The organism is Mesorhizobium sp. LNHC252B00 (genome assembly GCF_000502955.1).
Lineage (GTDB): Bacteria > Pseudomonadota > Alphaproteobacteria > Rhizobiales > Rhizobiaceae > Mesorhizobium.
In genome coordinates this window covers 210,874-230,933 of sequence record NZ_AYWO01000004.1, presented here as the reverse complement: position 1 = coordinate 230,933, position 20,060 = coordinate 210,874, and the positions used below count along the sequence as shown (strand labels likewise).

Sequence of the window (20,060 nt, the reverse complement as noted above, 5' to 3'; positions counted from 1 at the left end):
CCGTCAAATCTCTGCCGTCAGGCCGCGCCCATCACTTGTCGCGCAATCACCACTTTCTGCACGTCGGAGGCGCCCTCATAGATGCGCAGCGCGCGGATCTCGCGATACAGGCTTTCGACGATATGGCCTTTGCGGACACCGTCGCCGCCATGCAGCTGCACGGCCTTGTCGATCACCTCTTGCGCCTTGTCGGTGGCGAACAGCTTGGCCATCGCCGCCTCGCGCGTCACGCGGGGCGCACCCATGTCCTTGGTCCAGGCGGCGCGGTAGACCAGCAGGGCGGCAGCATCGACGTCGAGCGCCATGTCGGCGATATGGCCCTGCACCATTTGCAGTTCGGCCATCGGCGCGCCGAACAGTTTGCGCTCGGCGACCCTTTTGATGCTCTCGTCCAGCGCACGGCGGGCAAAGCCGAGGGCTGCCGCACCGACAGTCGAGCGGAACACGTCGAGCACCGACATGGCGATGCGGAACCCGTCGCCCGGTTTGCCGATCAGCGCCGAGGCGGGAAGGCGGACTTGATCGAACGACAGCCGCGCCAGCGGATGCGGCGCCATCACTTCCAGCCGTTCGGCGATTCCAAGTCCCTTGGCGTCGCCAGGCACGAGGAAGGCGGAGAGCCCCTTGGCGCCCGGCGCCTCGCCGGTACGGGCAAAGACGACATAGAGATCGGCGATGCCGCCATTGGAGATCCAGGTCTTTTCGCCGGACAGCACATAACTGTCGCCGTCGCGGGTCGCCGTCATTTCGGTGTTGGCAACATCCGATCCCGAGCGCGGCTCCGACAGGGCGAAGGCGGAAATCGCCTTGCCGGCACGTGTCTTCGAAAGCGATCGCTGCTGTTGCGGCGTGCCGAACAGGCTGAGCGCGCCGGTACCGAGCCCTTGCATGGCGAAGGCAAAGTCGGCGAGCCCGTCATGGCGGGCGAGCGTCTCGCGCGTAATGCACAGGGTGCGCACGTCGAGTGGTCTCGGATTGTCGGTGTCGATTGCCGTCGGCTTCAGCCAGCCGTCCCGGCCGAGGTTCGCCACCAGCTCGCGGCAGGCGGCATCGACGTCATGGTGATCGACGGGCAGGTTTTTCGCGCACCACGCCTCCAGTTGGTCGGCCAGCGCGCGATGGTGGTCTTCGAAGAACGGCCAGGAGAGGAAAGACCGGTCAGGCATGTTTGCCTCCGCAGTGCTTGGAGCCTTGCGCTCTACGGCGCCCCCCTCTGTCCTGCTAACGTCTCCACGAAAAGCACCATACTCAATCCCCTTCGAACACCGGCTTTTCCTTAGCCACGAAAGCCCTGTAGGCGCGCTCGAAGTCGCGGGTCTGCATGCAGATCGCTTGCGCCTGAGCTTCCGCTTCGATCGCCTGGTCGAGGCCCATCGACCATTCCTGGTTGAGCTGCGTCTTGGTGATGCCGTGGGCGAAGGTAGGGCCGGAGACGATGCGCGCCGCCATGTCGAGCGCGTCGGCCTCCAGCGATGCGGCATCGACCAGCCGGTTGTAAAACCCCCAGCGCTCGCCTTCATCAGCGGTCATGGTGCGGCCGGTGTAGAGCAGTTCGGCGGCGCGGCCCTGGCCGATGATGCGCGGCAGGATCGCGCAAGCGCCCATGTCGCAGCCGGCAAGTCCGACGCGGGTGAACAGGAACGCGGTCTTGGCTTCCGGCGTGGCGATGCGGATATCGGAACTCATCGCGATGATGGCGCCGGCGCCGACCGCGACACCATCGACCGCCGCAATGATCGGCTTGCCGCAATTCAGCATCGCCTTGACGAAATCGCCGGTCATGCGGGTGAAGGCGAGAAGCTGCTTCATGTCCATCTTGACCAGCGGGCCGATGATGTCGTGGACATCGCCGCCGGAGCAGAAATTGCCGCCATTGGACAGGAACACCACGGCGTCGACGTCGTCGGCATAGACGAGGTCGCGGAACGTGTCGCGCAGCTCGGCATAGCTGTCGAAGGTCAGCGGGTTCTTGCGCTCCGGCCGATCGAGCCGGACCTTGGCGATCCTGCCCTCGACCTCCCACAGGAAATGCTTTGGCTTGCGCCCGGCCATCTCGGTCATTCGCGTCCCTCCCAGTTGCTGCGGAACGAGGTCAGCATGCCGGTCAGCCGGCGCGCGTCGTCCTCGCTGACCTTGCCCAGCAGTTCGCCGATCCAGCCTTCATGCGCCGCGGCGATAGTGGCAAAGGCCTGCGTGCCTTCGTCGGTCAGCCTCACCATCGAGGTGCGGCGGTCGCCATTGCGCCTCGCACGCGCCACTAGTCCTTCCGAAACCAGCCGGTCGACGATCCCGGTGACATTGCCGTTGGACACCAGCAGGAAGCGCGACAGGTCGCTCATCAGCATGCCTTCCGGCACCCGATAAAGGGCTGCCATCACGTCGAAGCGCGGCAGCGTCGTGTTGAACTCCTTCTTCAGCCGCTCGCGCAGCTCGGCCTCGATCGTGCGCGAGGCACGCAGCAGCCTGATCCACAGACGCAAGCGGTCCTTGCCGGGTCCCGATGGCGCGGGCAGGGGGCCGGCTACCATGTTTCGCCTCCTGAGATGGAAATCGCCTGTCCGGTGATCGATTGGGCGGCGTCGCCACACAGCCACAGCACGGCGGCGGCGACCTCTTGCGGCTGGATGAAGCGGCCTTGCGGATTGGTCGAGGCTAGGCCCGACCGCGCCTGTTCGACCGAACGGCCGGTCTTATCGATGATGCGCTGGATGGATTCCTCCAGCATTTCGGTCTCGACAAAGCCGGGGCACACGGCATTGACGGTGACACCGGACTTCGCCGTCTCGGCAGCCAGCGCCCGCATCAGGCCTATGACGCCATGCTTGGCGGCGACGTAGGGCGCGACATAGGCATAGCCTTTCAGCCCTGCCGTCGAGGCGATGAAGACGATCCGTCCGGCCTTGCGCGCGGCCATCCCGGCCAGCGCCGGCTTCACCGTCAGGAAGGCGCCGGTCAGATTGACGTCGAGTGTCCGCTGCCAGTCGTCGAGTGTGGTCTTGTGCGCCGGCGTGCTGCCGCCCATGCCGGCATTGGCGACGACGATGTCGAACGGCCCGCGTGCGCCTTGCGCCCTCTCGTAAAGCGAGGCCATCGCCGCCTCATTGGTCACATCGCCGGCGATACCGAAGATGCGGCCGTTCTCGCTGGCGACTTTGGCGAGCTCCGCTTCGCGGCGGCCGCAGATGGTGACGTCGATGCCGGCACCCGCCAGCGCCAGCGCGATGGCCCGGCCAACACCGGAGCCGCCGCCGGTGACCAGCGCATGCTTACCGGCGATCATGCGCCAATCCTCGAAACTTGGCTCCAAGTACCCCCACCCCTAACCCTCCCCACAAGGGGGAGGGAGAAGGCAGCGGCAGCACCTATTGATCGCAAACCTAAGCGGTTTCCGCTGGGTCGAACGCAACATGGTCCCCCTCCCCCTTGGGGGGAGGGGCTAGGGTTGGGGGTGAAGCGCTGACGTAGCAAGCGAAAAGCACTCATACTTTCAGCCCCGCCGCTGCGTCGCGCTCGGCCAGCCGGTAGATCTGGTCGCGTCCCGGCAGATAGGGATCCGGCCATTTGACGCCGCGGTCGCCGAGCGTGACCGCGGCATGCAGCGTCCAGTAGGGATCGGCGAGATGCGGCCGTGCCAGCGCCACCAGGTCGGCGCGGCCGGCCATCAGGATCGAGTTGACATGGTCCGGCTCGTAAATGTTGCCGACCGCCATCGTCGCCATGCCGACCTCGTTGCGGATGCGGTCGGAAAACGGCGTCTGGAACATGCGGCCATAGACAGGCTTTGCCAGTGCCGATGTCTGGCCGGCCGAGACGTCGCAGATGTCGATGCCGGCCTCACGCAGCAGCCGCGCGATCTCGACCGCGTCGGCCGGCGTTACGCCTTCGATGCCGACCCAGTCATTGGCCGAAATGCGCATCGAGATCGGCTTCTCCGCCGGCCAGGCGGCACGCACCGCACGGAAGATTTCCAGGGGATAGCGCATGCGGTTTTCCAGCGAACCGCCATAGGCATCCGTGCGCCTATTGGTGACCGGCGTGATGAAAGACGACAAGAGATAACCGTGCGCGGCGTGGATCTCGAGCATGTCGAAGCCGCAACGGTCGGCCATTTCGGCGGAGGCCACGAATTCGTCGCGCACTTTGTCCATGTCGGCGCGGTCCATCGCCTTCGGCACTTGGTTCTGCGGAGACCACGCCACGGCCGATGCCGCCATGACAGGCCAGTTGCCCGAGGTCAGCGGCACGTCGGTGCCCTCCCAGCCAAGCCGGGTCGAACCCTTGGCGCCGGAATGGCCGATCTGGGCGCAGATCTTGGCTTCGGTCTCAACGTGGACGAAATCGACCAGCCGCTTCCACGCCACCTCATGTTCGGGCGCATAGAAGCCGGGGCAGCCGGGCGTGATGCGGCCTTCAGGACTGACGCAGGTCATCTCGATGTAGATGAGGCCGGCGCCGCCCTTGGCCCGTTCGGCATAATGGGTGAAATGCCAATCGGTCGGGCAGCCGTCGACAGCCTTGTATTGCGCCATCGGCGAAACGACGATGCGGTTCATGAGCCTCATGTCGCGCAGCTTGAACGGCGCGAACATCGGCGCGCGGCGCATGCCGCCGGCGCCCGCCTGGCGCTGGAACCACTCCTCCGCGCCGCCTAGCCATTCCGCATCGCGCAGCCGCAAATTCTCGTGGCTGATGCGCTGCGAACGGGTCAGCAGCGAATAGTTGAACTGCACCGGATCTAGGCCGAGATAGCGCTCGACCTCCTCGAACCATTCGAGCGAATTGCGCGCGGCCGATTGCAGCTTCAGCACCTCGGTGCGGCGGGCATCCTCATATCTGCGGAACGCAGCATCGAGGTCCGGCTCGGACTCGACATACTCGGCCAGCGCTGCCGCGCTTTCCAATGCGAGTTTAGTGCCCGAGCCGATCGAGAAATGCGCCGATGCCGCCGCATCGCCCATAAGCGCAAGGTTCTTGTAGGACCAGCGCTCGCACAGCACGCGCGGGAAATTGATCCAGGCCGAGCCCCTGATATGGTTGGCATTGGTCATCAGCGCGTGGCCACCTAGATGCTTGGCGAAGATGCGCTCGCAAACGGCGATCGATTCCTGCTGCGACATCATACCGAAGCCGAAGGCAGCCCAGGTCTGTTCGCTGCACTCGACGATGAACGTCGCGGTATCGCTGTCGAACTGGTAGGCATGCGCCCACACCCAACCATGTTCGGTTTTTTCGAAGATGAAGGTGAAGGCATCGTCGAATTTCTGGTTGGTGCCGAGCCAGACGAATTTGCATTTGCGAGTGTCGATGTCGGGCTTGAAGATGTCGACGAAAGTGTTGCGCGCCCTGGAGTTCAACCCATCGGCGGCGACGACCAGATCATGCGTTTCCATGTAGGGTCGGGGATCGGCAATTTCGGTCTCGAACAGGAGCTTGACGCCGAGTTCTCGGGCGCGTCGCTGCAACAGGATGAGCAGCCGCTTGCGGCCAATGCCGCAAAAGCCATGCCCGGTCGAAACCGTGCGCACGCCGTCATGGATGACGGCGATATCGTCCCAGTAAGCAAAGTGCTTCTTGATCCAGACGGCGCTGACCGGATCGTTTTTCGATAGATTGTCGAGCGTCTCGGCCGACAGCACGACGCCCCAGCCGAACGTGTCGTCAGCGCGGTTGCGCTCGAACACCGTCACATCGTGCGCGGCGTCCCTGAGCTTCATCGAGATGGCAAAGTAGAGGCCGGCTGGTCCACCGCCGAGAACCGCAACCTTCATGTCTGCGATCTCCTCTTCGCTTGCTGGTTTAGTATCGCGCCGGCGGCAAATTATTTCAAGCTTAAAGTTTCATATCAAAACGAATTCCAGCCGTCTGGATGTAGAAGATGGTCTGGCCGGCGGTCGCATGTCCGAGGCTCGCTTTTCGGCGTGCGTGTGCATTCATGTCGGGGCCTTGGCGGCGGCAGGGATGTCCAGCCAACCCGGGTCGATTTCCGGCAGCGGAATGGCTGCGATGAGATCGCGCGTGTAGGCCTGCCGAGGATTGTCGAACAAGGCGTCGGTGGCACTGGCTTCGACGATCACGCCTTCGCGCATGACGATCACTTGCCGGCACAGCCGCCGAATGACAGACAAATCGTGGCTGATGAAGGCGACGGTCAGGCCCATCTCGGCCGCAAGCTTCTCCAGCAGGGTCAGGATCTGCGCCTGCGTCGACACGTCGAGGCCGGAGACGATCTCGTCGGCCAGCACGAATTTCGGCGACAGCGCCAGGGCGCGGGCAATGCCGACACGCTGGCGCTGGCCGCCCGACAGTTCGTGGCGGTAGCGGCTGGCAAAGCTTTGCGGCAGGCCGACGCGCTGCAACGCCTCGGCGATGCGCGCCTTCAGATTGTCGCCGAGGCCGTTCTGCTTCAGCGGTGCTGCGATGATGCTGGCGATCGTGCGGCGCGGGTTGAGCGACGACATCGGATCCTGGAAGATCATCTGCAGGTCACGGCGCAGCGGCCTGAGTTCCGCCTCAGGCAGATGGGTGATGTCGCGGCCCTCGAAACTGATGCTGCCGGCGCTCGGTTCCAGGAGGCGCACCAGGGCGCGGCCGAGCGTCGATTTCCCCGACCCGGATTCGCCGACGATCCCAGTCACCGACCCCTTGGGCAGGTCGAAATCCAGCCTTTTCAGGATCTCGGCCAGCGGCGCGCGGCCAAACAGCGGCTTGCGCGTCATGTCGGGTAGGACCACCTTCAGCCCACGTACGGAAAACAGCGGCTCAGCCATGCGGGCGCCTCCAGGCCTGGTCGGCGGCCGCAATCTCGGCGGCAAGCCCGGCCAGCACCGCCTCGTCCACGGGCTTCAGCGAAGCGTATGGGTCGGTGTAGCGCGGCGTGGCCGCCATCAGCGCCCGTGTGTAGGGGTGCTGCGGCGCGGCGAAGAGAGCAGCCGTCTCGGCCTCTTCGACCACCTTGCCGGCATAGAGCACCGACACCTTCTGGCTGATCTTGGCGACGACGCCGAGATCGTGGGTGACGAACAGGATTGCCGTGCCATGCTCGCGCTGCAATTGCGCGATCAGCCGCAGGATCTGCTTCTGCACGGTGACGTCGAGCGCCGTCGTCGGCTCGTCGGCGACGATCAGCCTTGGTTCGGCGGCGAAGGCCGCGGCGATCAGCACGCGCTGGCGCATGCCGCCGGAAAGCTCGTGCGGATAGCTTTTCAGCACACGGTCGGGGTCGCGGATCTGCACCTCGTCCAGCAACTGGCGAATGCGCCGATCAGCCTTATCGCCACCCCAGCCGAGGATGCGCACCAGCCGGTCCGTCATCTGCGAACCGATGCGACGTGACGGGTTGAGCGCGGTCAGCGGATCTTGGGGGATCAGCGCCGTGCGGGCACCGATCAGCGTGCGCCGTGCCTTGGGCTGAAGCCGGCCGAGGTCCTCGCCCTCAAGCAGCATATCGCCTTCGACGATGCGCACGCTCGGCGGCAGCACGCCTAGCACTGCCTTGCCGATCATCGTCTTGCCGGCACCGCTCTCGCCGACCAGCGCGCGGACTTCGCCGGGCTGCACGGCAAGCGACACCGAGCGCAGCACGCGCTGGCCGTTGGGCAGCACGGCGCTTAGATTCCTGATTTCGAGACAGGCGCTCATCGCAGCACCGGGTCGAAGCGCGTCTTCAGCGCCTCGCCGAACTGGCTGAACGACAGCACGGTCAGGATCAGCGTGATCAGCGGGAACACCAGCACCCACCAGGCCTGGTGGATCGACAACCGGCCCTCGGCGATGATGCCGCCCCAGGTCGGATCGTCGGTCGAGATCGACAGATTGACGAAGGACAGGATCGCCTCGACGATGACGGCGATGCCCATTTCCAGCGACAGCAGCGCCACGATCGACGGCACCACATTGGGCAGCACTTCGCGCAGCATGATGCCGATGCGGCCATGGCCGGCGATACGGGCATTCTCGACATAATCCATGCGCGACTGGCCCATCGTCTCGGCGCGGATCACCCGGCAAAAGCGCGTCCAGTCGATGATGGCGATGGCGAGGATGACGGAGCTCAAGCCGGTGCCGAGCACGGCCACCAGAAGGATGGCAAACAGCACCGGCGGAAACGCCATCCAGACGTCGACGATGCGCGAGATGACGAGGTCGGCCCAGCCGCCGAAATAGCCGGCGACCAGACCGAGCATCGAGCCGACCAGACACGCGGCGATGGCGGCGGCGAAGGCGACGATGAAAGCGATGCGGCCTCCGAAGATCAGCCTGGACAACAGATCGCGGCCGAGGCTGTCGGTGCCCAGCCAATAGCCGGGTTCCGCACCGCTGATCCAGAACGGCGGCAGCCGTTCCAGCATCAAATCCTGCGCCAGCGGATCTTGCGGCGCCACCAGCGGCGCGAAAATCGCCGCCAGCAGCGCCAGCAGCAGCCAGCCGCCGGCAAGCCACAAGCGCGGCGACACACCACGCCTTCGAGCACGGCCCTCATCCATGGCGCAGCCTCGGGTTGAGCAGGGCGTACATCATGTCGACGGCAAGGTTGATCAGCACGAACAGCAACGCGAAGACCAGCACGATGCCCTGGATCAGCGGCAGGTCGCGGTTGATGACCGCATCGATCGCCATGTTGCCGAGGCCTTCATAGGAGAACAGCCGCTCGACGATGACCGTGCCGCCGATGAGGAAAGTGAACTGCACGCCGACCAGCGTCAGCGTCGGCAAAGCGGCGTTCTTCAGCGCCTCGCGCAGGATGACCTGCGTTTCCGAAAACCCTTTCACCCGCGCCAGCACGACATAGTCGAGGTCGAGCACTTCCTTCAGCGACTGTTTCAACAGCTGCGAGATGATTGCGGCGAGCGGCAGCGCCAAAGCCACGGCCGGCATGAGCATGTGCTTCAGGAGATCCCAGGTGAGGTCGAAGCGCAGCCGCAGGATACTCTCGAACAGATAGAACTGGGTGACGAAGGGCAGGTCGAGCTGCGGCGACACCCGGCCGGAAATGTCGAAGATCGGCACCAGCACGCCGAACAGCAGGATCAGCACCAGGCCCCACAGGAAGTCAGGAATGGAGAGCGCCGCGCCGCTGGCGATGTCGATGCCGGCTTCCACCGCGGTGCCGCGCTCGCGTGCGCCGAGGATCGCCGTCGTGCCGCCGAGTGCCACCGCCATAAGGAGCGCAACGATGGCGAGCTCCAGCGTCGCCGGCAGCCGGTTGAAGACGAGGCCGAGCACGTCTTGCCGCAGCGAAATCGAAGTGCCGAAGTCGCCCCTGACGACGCCGGACAGCCAGATGAAGAACTGCTGCACGATGGTCTTGTCGAGGCCGTAGAGCGCGCGCAGCCGGGCAATGTCTGCATCTGTCGCGCCGGGCGGCACCATCATGGCGATCGGATCGCCGGGCGCTACGCGGATCACGATGAAGACGACGACGGCCACGCCGAACAGCGTGATCAGCATCGTCAGGAGACGGATCAGGAATCTTTGCAGGAGCATTCTGGCATAGGCCTAATGCGTTTCAGTGACTGATGAACGAACAGCCCCCTCATCCGGCCGCTTCGCGGCCACCTTCTCCCCGAGGGGAGAAGAGGTCGCAGATGGCTGAGCCAGTCTCTTCTCCCCAGCGGGGAGAAGGTGGCCCGAAGGGCCGGATGAGGGGGCCTGCGCAGTTGGAAAAGACACGCCGTATCGCGGCAGCGTCTCTTCGCCGATATCAGGCCGGGGTCATCAAGGCCGGCAGCAGCGCGCCGGACACATGCTGGACCACGTTGACGCCCTTGGCATGCACGATCGGCTGCGCATACTGCATCAGCGGCAGCACATAGGCCTGCTCAGCGATGTATTTGTCGACTGCCTTCCAGCCGGCGATGCGCTTGGCCTCGTCCTTCTCGCCCCACAGCGGGTTGATCATGTCGATCAGGTCCTGGCTGTCCCATACCGAATGCGGGCTCGGGCCATACATGGCAAAGCCGGTCGAGGTGGTTGGATCGCCGATGGCGTTGCCCCAATTGTAGAAGGCGGCCGGTGCCAGCTTGTCTGCGGCGCGCAACTCGTAGTGCTTGGCGATCTCGTAGACCTCGATCGACGCCTCGATGCCGACCTTGCGCCACATGCCGACGATCGCCTGGATCATCTCATAGTCCTTGGGCTTGAAGCCCTTGGTCGTCTGGATGGTGAACTTGACCGGCTTTTCCGGTGAATAGCCGGAGGCGGCGAGCAGCTCCTTGGCCTTCGCCGGATTGTGCTCGACCTTGATCGACGCATCGTAGGCCGTGTATTCCGGCGTCTCCAGCGTGTCGATCGGCTGGCCGTAGCCGCGCAGCAGGCGGTCGACCAACAGCTTCTTGTCGATCGACATGACGGCCGCCTGGCGCACGTTCTTGTCCAGCATCGCATCGATGTCGTTGAAGAAGATCATGCCGATGTCGGAGACGTTTTTGCACGAGCCGGCCAGCCCGTCCTTGGCGATCAGGCGGTCATATTCCTCGTAGGGAATTTCAAGCGTCACCTGCGAGGAACCGGACTCGATCTCGGCGACGCGGCTCGCCGCGTCAGTGACGAACTTGATCGTCACATTCTCGAAGGCCGGCTTGCCGCCCCAATAGTTCGGGTTGGCCTTCAGCCGCAGGAAGGCGTTGCGCTCGAATTTTTCGACCATGTAGGGGCCGGTGCCGATCGGCGCCTTCTCGAAACCTTCGGCGCCCACCTTCTCGTAATAGGCCTTCGGCATGATGTAGCCGGTCAGGAACGACATCCATTTGAAATATACAGGGTCGAACTGCACCACGTCGCCGGTGATCTTGTTGCCGTCGATCTTGAAATTGTTGACGTTCTTCCACACGAACTGGATCGGGTTGCCGGTCTTTTCGTCGCCCGCGCGCTGCAGTGACCAGACGACATCCTCGGGCGTGAAGGGCGAGCCGTCATGCCATTTCACGCCTTCTCGCACCGTCATCATGATCTTGGTGCGGTCGTCGTTCCAGCCCCATTCGGTGAGCAGTCCCGGCGCGAAGGACAGGTCTGGCTTCTGCGGGATGAATTGGTCGAACACCGACTGGTAGAGCCCCTGGATCGTCGGGTTGACGGCCGAGGGGCCGGTGGTCGGATCCCAGGATGGCAGGTTGACGTTATAGGCGATGGTCAGTTCACCGGCCGCCTTGGCGATCTGCGGCAGGCCGACGGCGGCGACCCCGAGTGCCGCGGCACTGTATCCCAGCAATTCGCGTCTGTTGATTGTCATGGTCGTTCCCCTTGTTGGTTTTCTGTTTTCGTCGCGCGGCAATGTCAGTTCATTGGTTCAGTCTTCGTGGGCAGCGGCGCCTTGCCTCTCGTGGCCTCTATCGATCGGCGCTCCTACCTCCCGCCAAGCTGTTGCGCGAGCATGTAGCCCGAGGCCGCACCGGTGCCGGCACCGGGCCATGTCGCGGCACCGGTGAGATGCAGATTGCCGATCGGCGTGTTCCAGCCGGCGTAACCGCGCGCTGGGCGAAACAGGAAATTCTGCGCCAGATGATGGCTGCCGCAAACCTGGTCGCCGCCGACGAGGTTCGGGTTTTCACGCTCGAGATCGATGGGCGAGAAGGCGGCGCGGCCGAGGATCTTGTTTCGCAAGCCAGGCGCGTAGGTCTCGATCATGTCGAGGACGCGCTCGGCGTAGACCTCCTTGACCTGGTCCCAATGCGCCGGCGTGATCTTGCCGGCCGCATCGCCTGTGATTTCGGCGGGCAGCATGCGCACCTGCACCCACAGCACATGTTTGCCCTCAGGCGCCCGCGACGGATCGATCGCGGTCGGCTGGCCGACAACCAGCACCGGCTCGTCCGGCAACATGCCCGCCATCGCCTGTTGATAGGTGCGCGACATGGCGTCGAGCGACGGTGACAGATGCACATAGGCGAATTGCCGAAGCTCGGGTCCGGCGCGCCAGTCCGGCAAATTGTCCAGCGCCAGATGGATCATCATTGTACCCGGCGCATGGCGGAATTTCTGCATCGCCGTGTCGAAACCAGTGTCGCCCGAACCATTGGGCAACAGCTTGCCAGTCAGCGCCTTCGGCGCGACGCCGGCGATCACAGCCTTGGTGGCGGTGTGAGTCTCACCGGAAGCGAGCCTCACACCGGTCGCCCTGCCGGCGGAAACCGTGATCTCGGCCACTTCGGCGCCAGTCACGATCTTGCCGCCGGCTGATGTGACGATGCCCGACAATGCCCGGATGATGGTGTCGGCGCCGCCCTTGCCCAGCACCATGCCAAAGCTCTGGTTGGCCATCGATTCCAGATAGGGGAACACGGCACCGCCGGCGATGTCGGGAGCAAAGTCGAGATGCATGCCCCAGGTGGCGAGCGTTGCCCTGATATGAGGCGATTCGAAGGTCGCCTCCAGCCAGGCGCGCGGTGAGGACAGCAGCAGGCGCCCGGTATCGAGCGCCCCGGACATGCCCTTCTTGCGCCACAGGTTCCACGCGGTACCCGCCAGCGCGCGGGCGCTCATCGGCGAGCCCAGCAGCCGGAACAGATGCTCGGCCTCCGACGGAAACGCGGCAACCAGTCTGCGCCATGTTGCGGCGTCAGTGGCGGAGAAGGCGGCCATGCGCGCGGTGGTCTTTTCCAGATCGTTGCTGACGCCGAACCAGCGACCGTCCGGAAAGGCACTGGCGAAACAATCGGCGACCGGGGCGAACTCGAGCCCCTGTACTTTCAATTCATTTGCATATTTCCGGTGAAAGGCCGAGCCGGCAAACAGGCTCAGGTTCATTGCGCCGAAGTCGTGGCGGAAGCCGGGAAGGGTGAATTCGCGGGTCTGGACGGCGCCGCCGATTGTTGCACTGCGCTCGAAAATCCCGGTTTTCCAGCCTTTGAGCGCCAGATGCGCGGCGCATGCCAGAGTGTTGTGGCCGGCCCCGACAAAGATGGCGTCAAATTCGCTCACGCCCCGGTCCCATTTCCTTTATGCTTAAAGATAATTGCAGATGCATATGTTTTCGTCTAGTAGGATATTAAGGGCCGAGACGAGCCTTGATCATCACATGAAAGAGGGAACAGAGACCATGGACACCCAAAAACTCCTCGGCGAAGTCGCCGGCCAGCTTCTTTCAGGCGCCATCAAGGTGGTCGACCTGACGGCGCCGCTCGGACCCGACACGCCGCTGATCAAGCTGCCGCCGGAACTCGCCGTCGACACACCCAAGATCGAGATCCACTCGATCTCCCGCTATGACAAGAAAGGCCCGTGGTGGGCCTGGAACTGGCTGAAGCTCGGCGAGCATTCGGGCACGCATTTCGATGCGCCGCAGCACTGGATTTCCGGCAAGGACTATGCCGACGGCGCCACCGACACCATCCCGGCGCAGAATTTCGTCGGCCCGGTCAATGTCATCGACTGTTCGAAGGAAGCCGCCGCCGACCCTGATTTCCTGCTCACCGTCGACCACATCAAGGCCTGGGAAGCCAGGCATGGCGCCATCAATGCCGGCGAATGGGTGGTGATGCGCACCGACTGGTACAAGCGCAACGGCTCGGAAGCCGAGTTCCTCAACGCCAACGAGACCGGCCCGCATACGCCTGGCCCGACAGCCGAAGCCATCCAGTTCCTGATCAGCAAGAACATCAAGGGCTGGGGCTCAGAGACGATCGGCACCGATGCCGGCAAGGCAGGGGGAATGGAGCCGCCATTCCCGGCGCACACGCTGATGCACAAGGCCAACCGTTACGGCCTCGCCAGCCTTTGCAACCTCGACCAGCTGCCGCCGAAGGGCGCCATCCTGATCGCCGCACCGCTCAAGATCGAACACGGCACCGGCAGCCCGATCCGCGCGCTGGCGCTGGTTTCGAAGCAATAGGTGAGATTGGGTCTTCGGGAGAAGATCATGTGTGTAGGCGAAACCGGGTTGGTGGTGTGGCAACCGTGCAGCGCTAGCGCTCTACGGCGCCCCCCTCTGTCCTGCCGGACATCTCCCCCTCAAGGGGGGAGATTGGCAGCTTCGGCACCCCGTTCGTTCCTGCAGCGTTACAGATTGGCGAAAGCAGTTGTGACAGCCGATCTCCCCCCAAGAGGGGGAGATGTCCGGCAGGACAGAGGGGGGCGCGAAGGAACGCGACCTCGTTCGATTGAATCGCATCTCCCGGAGATGGCGAGCAAGTGTCGATGAAGGCGCCCGATCACATCATCGTCGGCAGCGGCATCAACGCGCTGGTCTGCGCGGCGATGCTTGGCGGCAAGGGTGCCAAGGTGCTCGTGCTGGAGCGCAATGACCGCATTGGCGGCTGCATGCGCACAGAGGAGATCACTGCGCCCGGCTTCATCCATGACGTGATGGCGACGACCTTCGTGCTGTTCATCACCTCGCCGGCCTTTGCGGCACTCGGCGCCGATCTTGCCCGGCACGGGCTGGAATTCTGCCATACCGGCACGCCGACCGGCGTGCTGCGGCCGGACGGCAGCCATGCCGTGCTCACCACCGATCGCGCCGCCAATGTCGCCGCCCTCAATGCGATCTCGGCAGGCGACGGCGACCGGCACGCGGAGGATGTCGGCGGAATCGAGCGCAATGCGGGCCTGCTGTTCGGCCTGCTCGGTGGCAGCCTGTGGTCCTATCCGACCGCCAAGCTGCTGGCCGGTGATGCCTGGCGGCGTGGCCCACGCGGCCTTGCCGCCTTTCTCGGCGAGGCGCTTGTGCCGGCACGGAGCTGGCTGGAAAGCACCTACAAGTCCGAAATCATCCACGCACTGTGGGCACCTTGGGTGCTGCATGCCGGGCTTGGTCCCGAAGATGCGTTCTCCGGCCAGATCGCCAAGGTCATTGCCTTCGCGCTGGAAGCGGCCGGAGCGCCGATCGTCAAGGGTGGGGCGAAGAACCTGCTGTCGGCCTTCGAGGCGCTCATTACCGAACGCGGCGGCGTCATCTCCACAGAAGCGGACGTCGCCTCAATCATCGTGACCGGGGGCCGCGCCACCGGTGTGCGGCTGGCCTCGGGCGAAACCGTCCATGCCAAGAAGAGCGTCATCTGCTCGGTCACGCCGACGCAGCTTTACGGCCGGCTGCTCGGCGCGGATGCGCCCAAAGCCGATGTCGAGGCGACGCAGAAATACCGCTACGGCAAAGGCAATTTCCAGATCCACTACGCGCTGGACAGAGCGCCGGCATGGCGCGGCGAAGGCCTGGACAAGGTCGCCCTGCTGCACCTGACGCCGGGACTGGATGGCGTGTCGAAAGCCTGCAACGAAGCGGCGCGCGGCGTGCTGCCGGAGGTGCCGACCATCTGTGTCGGCCAGCCGCACGCGCTCGACCCGTCACGCTGCCCGGAGGGCAAGGCGATCCTGTGGCTGCAACTGCCCGAGGCGCCGCGTCACATCAAGGGCGACGCCGCCGGCGAGCTGCAGGCACCCGCCGACGGGCAGTGGACCGACGCGCTGCGAGAGGCCTATGCCGATCGCGCGGAAGCCATCCTCGCCCGCCATATCGAGGGCTTCAAGGCCAGTGTCATCGCGCGCCACGCCTATTCGCCTGTCGATCTCGAGGCGATGAACATCAATCTGGTCGGCGGCGACCCCTATGGCGGCTCCTCGACCATCGACCAGTCGTTCCTGTGGCGGCCGTTCAAGACCAGCCGCAACCATCAGACCGGCATCAAGAACCTCTACCATATCGGCGCCTCGACCCATCCGGGTGCGGGCCTTGGTGGCGGCTCCGGCTTTCTCCTGGCGGGGAGGCTGTGATGGAAGAGAAGGTTGCGCAAAAGCGCCAGCGCATCTCGACCCTTGGGCAGATCGGCCTGCAGCAATTCGCGCCCTATCTGATGAACCGCATCATGGGCCGCTACAATGCCACCCTGCGCGACAATTTCCGCAAGCAGGGGCTAACCATTCCGCAGGTCCGCACGCTCGCCGTGCTGTCGGTCACGGACGGCATCACTGTCAACGACCTCTCGGTCTATACCGTCATCGAGCAGTCGACCTTGAGCCGGACGCTCGACTCGCTGGAGGGCCAGGGCCTGGTGCGGCGCGAGCAGGGCGTCACCGACAGCCGCATCCGCCACGTGTTCCTGACAGATGAGGGCCGCGCCGAGTTCACCCGCGCCTGGCCGGCCATGCATGACGCGTTCGAGGCGATGTTCGACGACGTCGACGATGCGGAATACTCTGCAATGATCGCGACGCTGCAGAAGATGCTGAAGAACATTCGCAAGCACGATATCTAGACCTATGCCGCCGGCCTCGGGCGGCAACGGAAGGATTGAAAAAATGGCCGAACGGTCTTTTGCCAAGGAAGTCGAAAAGCTTCGGCTCGGCGCCGGCGAGGAATTTGCCGGCGAAGGCATCCTCGCCATCACCAAGGCGCTGCTGCAATGCGGCGTCGGTTATGTCGGCGGCTACCAGGGTGCGCCGATCAGCCACCTGATGGACGTGCTGGCCGACGCACAGGACATTCTGGGCGAGCTCGGCGTGCATTTCGAGGCCAGCGCTTCGGAAGCCACAGCCACCGCCATGCTGGCCGCCTCGGTGCACTACCCGATCCGTGGTGCGGCGACCTTCAAGTCTACCGTCGGCACCAATGTCGCCTCCGACGCGCTCGCCAATCTCGCCTCCGGCGGAGTCACTGGCGGCGCGCTGATCATCGTCGGCGAGGATTACGGCGAGGGCTCCTCGATCATGCAGGAGCGCAGCCATGCCTTCGCTATGAAGAGCCAGGTCTGGCTGCTCGATCCGCGCCCCAATCTGCCGTCGATCGTCAAGGCGGTGGAGGACGGCTTCGAGCTGTCCGAGATTTCCAACACGCCGGTCATGCTGCAGGTCCGGATCCGCTGCTGCCATGTCCATGGCCATTTCATCGCCAAGGACAACAAGCGGCCGCCGATGACGGTCGCCGATGCGCTCGACGCACCGCGTAGAGACACCGGCCGCATCGTGCTGCCGCCCGCTTCCTTCCTGCATGAGAAGGAGAAGGTGCAGAAGCGCTGGCCGGCGGCGGTGGATTTCATCGCCAAGAATAGGATCAACGAATTCTTCGGGTCCGATCATGGTTCGGTCGGCATCGTCATGCAGGGCGGCATGTACAATTCGGTCATTCGCGCGTTGCAACGTCTCGGCCTTGCCGACACCTATGGCGACACCGATGTGCCGCTCTACGTGCTCAACGCCGTCTACCCTTTGATCGACGACGAGTTCCTGTCCTTTTGCGAAGGCAAGCAGTCGGTGCTGGTCGTCGAGGAGGGCCAGCCCAATTACATCGAACAGGCCTTCGCCGCGATGCTGCACAAGGCCGGGCGAGGCACCAGGCTGGTCGGCAAGGAGCATCTGCCGATGGCCGGCGAATACACCGGCCAGGTCATGCTCGACGGCATCGGCGCCTTCCTGCGCGCCGAGGCGCCGCATCTGCTGCCGGGCGAGGTACGCGCCCCCAACAAGGTCGGCGACGGCGTCGATACAGCCGACCTGATCAATGTCGTTCCAGGACGACCGCCCGGTTTCTGCATCGGCTGCCCGGAGCGGCCGATCTTTGCCGCGACCAAGCTGGTCGAGCAGGAACTCGGCAAGCACCACATCGCCTCCGACATCGGCTGCCATCTGTTTTCGATCATGCCGCCTTTCGAACTCGGCGCCACTACCATGGGCTATGGGCTAGGGCCGGCTTCGGCTTCGGCGTTCAATTCGCCCGACGCCAAGCGCCGCTCGATCTCCTTCGTCGGCGATGGCGGATTCTGGCACAACGGCCTGACCTCCTCGATCGGCAATGCGGTGTTCAACAAGAACGACGGCGTCATCGTCATCGTCGACAATTTTTATTCGGCCGCCACCGGTGGGCAGGACATCTTGTCGTCCCGCGCGGGCAACAAGACCAAGTCGACGAAGCATCCGATCACTGAGGCGGTGAAAGGGATGGGCGTCAAATGGCTGCGCCATGTCGACCGCACCTATGACGTGACCAAGATGCAGGACACGTTGCGTGAGGCGCTGACGACGGACGAGAAGGGGCCGAAGGTCATCGTCGCCTCGTCCGAATGCATGCTCAACCGCCAGCGCCGCGAAAAGCCGCTGGTCGACAAGGCAATCAAGGGCGGCGAGCGGGTGATAAAACCGAAGTTCGGCGTCGACGAGGACGTCTGCACCGGCGACCATGCCTGCATGCGGCTGTCGGGCTGTCCGTCGCTGTCGGTCAAGTCGCTCGACGATCCACTGCGCGACGATCCGGTGGCGCATATCGACCAGAGCTGCGTCGGCTGCGGCAATTGCGGCCAGGTCGCCGATGCGGCGGTGTTGTGCCCATCCTTCTACCGTGCCGACGTCGTGCACAATCCGAGCCGTTGGGACCGCGCCCTCGAAGCGGTGCGCCGCGCCATCATCAGCCTGTTGCAGCGCCGCCGCGAAAGCCGGCGCCTGACCTTCGCCGATGCTTGACGCTGTCCCGCCATTTCGCGCCCGGCCCGGCGCCCAGGACGGCGAGCGCGTCATCAAGCTTGCCGTGCTGGCGGTCGGTGGCCAGGGCGGCGGCGTGCTGGCCGACTGGATCACCGATGTCGCCGAGCGCAGCGGCTACGTTGCGCAATCGACTTCGGTCGCCGGCGTCGCCCAGCGCACCGGCGCCACCATCTACTATGTCGAGATGGCCCGCGACACCGGCCGGCTGCCGGTCTTCGCGCTGTCGCCCTCGCAAGGTGACGTCGACATCCTGATCGCGGCGGAACTGATGGAAGCCGGCCGCGCCATCATCCGCGGCTTCGTCACGCCCGAGCGTACCACGCTGATCGCCTCGTCGCATCGCATCGCTGCCGTGTCGGAAAAGATCGAACCGGGCGATGGCCGCGCCTCGTCCTCCAAAGTGCATGCGACGGCGGAAGCCGCCGCGAAGCGCTTCATCGCTTTCGACATGGAAAAGATCGCCGCCGACAATGGCTCGATGATCTCGGCCAGCCTGCTTGGCGCGCTGGCGGGGTCCGACGCCCTGCCGTTCTCTCGCGAGAGCTACGAACAGGCGATCGGTGCCGGTGGCCGGGGCGTCAAGGCCAGCCTCGCCGCCTTCGGTGCTGCGTTCGATCGCACGCGCGGTACGGCAGCGCCGGCGCAGAAGCAAGCTGAGCCCGCGCTTGTCGAATCTGTCCTGGGCGCCGGGCGCGTCAGCGGTCCGCAAAACCTGCTGCAAGGCTGGCAGGCCTTGGCCGCCCGTATCGATCTGATGCCCGTGGCAGTGTGCGACATGGCGCTTCGGGGCCTGAGAAAGGTCGTCGACTATCAGGACATCGCCTACGGGCGCGAGTATCTCGACCGGCTGGACAAGGCGGTCGCGCTGGACGGGCCGGATCGCGGATATGGCTTGTCCATCGCTGCCGCGAAGCATCTGGCCAATGCGCTGTGTTACGACGATATGATCCGCGTCGCCGATCTGAAGACACGCTCCACACGCAACAGGCGCGTGCGCCACGAGGTCGGCGTCAAGGACGGCTCGATCCTGCAGGTGACCGAGTATTTCCATCCGCGCATCGAGGAATTCTGCGGCACCCTGCCAGCGGGTCTGGGCAGCTACATCGAGGACCGGCCGAAGCTGGCCGACTTTCTCGACCGCCGCATCAACCATGGCCGCCGCATCCGCACCGACAGTTTCGCCGGCTTTGCAGCACTCTGGTTCATCGGCGGCCTGCGCCGCTGGCGCCGCCGCCTGCTGCGTCACAAGGTCGAGATCGCGCATCTCGATCGTTGGTACGCTCTGGCACTCGACCATGTGCCCCGGGATTACGCGCTGGCTGTCGAGATCCTTAATTGCCGCCGGCTGATCAAGGGCTACAGCGACACCCATGTCCGCGCCCAGTCGAAATTCGACCGCGTACTGTCCGCGCTCGATCTGCTCAAGGGCCGAGCGGACGCCGCCGATTGGATCCGTCGCTTGCGCGAGATGGCGCTGAAGGACGAGAAGGGCGACATGCTCGACGGTGCGTTGAAGACGGTGGCGACGCTGGGGCCGGATCCAGTCAGTTGAAATAGCTGGCAGGCGCCCATCGGGGCCGGCCGCCCTTCGGATGGCGGCGACACAGTCGAAGGGCGAGCGCATCTTCGCCAAAGGCGTCGACCACGCCTCCGGCACA

Annotated in this window: 16 protein-coding genes; 5 read left to right on the top strand and 11 right to left on the bottom strand. The window is 64.6% G+C overall.

Annotated features, from left to right (window positions below):
- Nucleotides 1–17: 17 nt before the first annotated feature.
- From X744_RS161635 to X744_RS161685, 11 genes are all read right to left on the bottom strand, one after another.
- Nucleotides 18–1,166: an acyl-CoA dehydrogenase family protein gene (locus X744_RS161635; protein ID WP_023758191.1), complete on the bottom strand. Its 1,149-nt coding sequence runs from the start codon at nt 1,164–1,166 to the stop codon at nt 18–20.
- A gap of 82 nt (nt 1,167–1,248) precedes the next feature.
- A complete protein-coding gene (locus X744_RS161640) occupies nt 1,249–2,061 on the bottom strand; it encodes an enoyl-CoA hydratase family protein (protein WP_023758190.1) in 813 nt (270 codons plus the stop codon).
- On the bottom strand, nt 2,058–2,528 hold the full coding sequence (locus X744_RS161645) for a MarR family transcriptional regulator (RefSeq protein WP_023758189.1): 471 nt from the start codon (nt 2,526–2,528) through the stop codon (nt 2,058–2,060). Before X744_RS161645 ends, X744_RS161640 begins: the two co-directional genes overlap by 4 nt.
- Nucleotides 2,522–3,280 (bottom strand): SDR family NAD(P)-dependent oxidoreductase, encoded by a 759-nt coding sequence (locus X744_RS161650; protein ID WP_023758188.1) that lies wholly within the window; start codon nt 3,278–3,280, stop codon nt 2,522–2,524. The genes X744_RS161645 and X744_RS161650 overlap by 7 nt, the downstream gene beginning before the upstream one ends.
- A gap of 199 nt (nt 3,281–3,479) precedes the next feature.
- Nucleotides 3,480–5,768: a bifunctional salicylyl-CoA 5-hydroxylase/oxidoreductase gene (locus X744_RS161655; protein WP_023758187.1), complete on the bottom strand. Its 2,289-nt coding sequence runs from the start codon at nt 5,766–5,768 to the stop codon at nt 3,480–3,482.
- 162 nt (nt 5,769–5,930) lie between these two features.
- Nucleotides 5,931–6,767, bottom strand: a complete 837-nt coding sequence (locus tag X744_RS161660; protein ID WP_023758186.1) for an ATP-binding cassette domain-containing protein — start codon at nt 6,765–6,767, stop codon at nt 5,931–5,933.
- On the bottom strand, nt 6,760–7,638 hold the full coding sequence (locus tag X744_RS161665) for an ABC transporter ATP-binding protein (RefSeq protein ID WP_023758185.1): 879 nt from the start codon (nt 7,636–7,638) through the stop codon (nt 6,760–6,762). The genes X744_RS161660 and X744_RS161665 overlap by 8 nt, the downstream gene beginning before the upstream one ends.
- Nucleotides 7,635–8,483 carry an ABC transporter permease gene (locus X744_RS161670; RefSeq protein ID WP_023758184.1) on the bottom strand — a complete coding sequence of 283 codons (849 nt, stop codon included), beginning with the start codon at nt 8,481–8,483 and terminating at the stop codon, nt 7,635–7,637. Before X744_RS161670 ends, X744_RS161665 begins: the two co-directional genes overlap by 4 nt.
- Nucleotides 8,476–9,483, bottom strand: a complete 1,008-nt coding sequence (locus X744_RS161675) for an ABC transporter permease (RefSeq protein WP_023758183.1) — start codon at nt 9,481–9,483, stop codon at nt 8,476–8,478. The genes X744_RS161670 and X744_RS161675 overlap by 8 nt, the downstream gene beginning before the upstream one ends.
- Nucleotides 9,484–9,700: 217 nt before the next feature.
- On the bottom strand, nt 9,701–11,227 hold the full coding sequence (locus tag X744_RS161680; protein ID WP_023758182.1) for an ABC transporter substrate-binding protein: 1,527 nt from the start codon (nt 11,225–11,227) through the stop codon (nt 9,701–9,703).
- Nucleotides 11,228–11,340: 113 nt separating this feature from the next.
- Nucleotides 11,341–12,915 (bottom strand): NAD(P)/FAD-dependent oxidoreductase, encoded by a 1,575-nt coding sequence (locus tag X744_RS161685; RefSeq protein WP_023758181.1) that lies wholly within the window; start codon nt 12,913–12,915, stop codon nt 11,341–11,343.
- 118 nt (nt 12,916–13,033) lie between these two features.
- Between X744_RS161685 and X744_RS161690 the strand changes: the two genes are divergently transcribed.
- From X744_RS161690 to X744_RS161710, 5 genes are all read left to right on the top strand, one after another.
- Complete coding sequence (locus X744_RS161690; protein ID WP_023758180.1) at nt 13,034–13,825, top strand: cyclase family protein; 792 nt, start codon at nt 13,034–13,036, stop codon at nt 13,823–13,825.
- Between the two features lie 305 nt (nt 13,826–14,130).
- Nucleotides 14,131–15,702, top strand: coding sequence for an NAD(P)/FAD-dependent oxidoreductase (locus tag X744_RS161695; RefSeq protein ID WP_023758179.1), 1,572 nt, complete (start codon nt 14,131–14,133; stop codon nt 15,700–15,702).
- Nucleotides 15,702–16,184, top strand: a complete 483-nt coding sequence (locus X744_RS161700; RefSeq protein ID WP_023758178.1) for a MarR family transcriptional regulator — start codon at nt 15,702–15,704, stop codon at nt 16,182–16,184. Before X744_RS161695 ends, X744_RS161700 begins: the two co-directional genes overlap by 1 nt.
- A 43-nt stretch (nt 16,185–16,227) precedes the next feature.
- Nucleotides 16,228–18,381, top strand: a complete 2,154-nt coding sequence (locus X744_RS161705) for an indolepyruvate ferredoxin oxidoreductase subunit alpha (RefSeq protein ID WP_023758177.1) — start codon at nt 16,228–16,230, stop codon at nt 18,379–18,381.
- On the top strand, nt 18,374–19,954 hold the full coding sequence (locus tag X744_RS161710; RefSeq protein WP_023758176.1) for an indolepyruvate oxidoreductase subunit beta family protein: 1,581 nt from the start codon (nt 18,374–18,376) through the stop codon (nt 19,952–19,954). Before X744_RS161705 ends, X744_RS161710 begins: the two co-directional genes overlap by 8 nt.
- Nucleotides 19,955–20,060: the final 106 nt, after the last annotated feature.

Bases quoted from the DNA above. Each gene is read 5' to 3' on its own strand.
- X744_RS161705 (WP_023758177.1), top strand. From the start codon at position 16,228: ATGGCCGAACGGTCTTTTGCCAAGGAAGTCGAAAAGCTTCGGCTCGGC.
- X744_RS161645 (WP_023758189.1), bottom strand. From the start codon at position 2,528: ATGGTAGCCGGCCCCCTGCCCGCGCCATCGGGACCCGGCAAGGACCGC.
- X744_RS161640 (WP_023758190.1), bottom strand. From the start codon at position 2,061: ATGACCGAGATGGCCGGGCGCAAGCCAAAGCATTTCCTGTGGGAGGTC.
- X744_RS161665 (WP_023758185.1), bottom strand. From the start codon at position 7,638: ATGAGCGCCTGTCTCGAAATCAGGAATCTAAGCGCCGTGCTGCCCAAC.
- X744_RS161650 (WP_023758188.1), bottom strand. From the start codon at position 3,280: ATGATCGCCGGTAAGCATGCGCTGGTCACCGGCGGCGGCTCCGGTGTT.
- X744_RS161700 (WP_023758178.1), top strand. From the start codon at position 15,702: ATGGAAGAGAAGGTTGCGCAAAAGCGCCAGCGCATCTCGACCCTTGGG.
- X744_RS161690 (WP_023758180.1), top strand. From the start codon at position 13,034: ATGGACACCCAAAAACTCCTCGGCGAAGTCGCCGGCCAGCTTCTTTCA.
- X744_RS161660 (WP_023758186.1), bottom strand. From the start codon at position 6,767: ATGGCTGAGCCGCTGTTTTCCGTACGTGGGCTGAAGGTGGTCCTACCC.
- X744_RS161670 (WP_023758184.1), bottom strand. From the start codon at position 8,483: ATGGATGAGGGCCGTGCTCGAAGGCGTGGTGTGTCGCCGCGCTTGTGG.
- X744_RS161635 (WP_023758191.1), bottom strand. From the start codon at position 1,166: ATGCCTGACCGGTCTTTCCTCTCCTGGCCGTTCTTCGAAGACCACCAT.
- X744_RS161695 (WP_023758179.1), top strand. From the start codon at position 14,131: ATGAAGGCGCCCGATCACATCATCGTCGGCAGCGGCATCAACGCGCTG.
- X744_RS161675 (WP_023758183.1), bottom strand. From the start codon at position 9,483: ATGCTCCTGCAAAGATTCCTGATCCGTCTCCTGACGATGCTGATCACG.
- X744_RS161680 (WP_023758182.1), bottom strand. From the start codon at position 11,227: ATGACAATCAACAGACGCGAATTGCTGGGATACAGTGCCGCGGCACTC.
- X744_RS161655 (WP_023758187.1), bottom strand. From the start codon at position 5,768: ATGAAGGTTGCGGTTCTCGGCGGTGGACCAGCCGGCCTCTACTTTGCC.
- X744_RS161710 (WP_023758176.1), top strand. From the start codon at position 18,374: ATGCTTGACGCTGTCCCGCCATTTCGCGCCCGGCCCGGCGCCCAGGAC.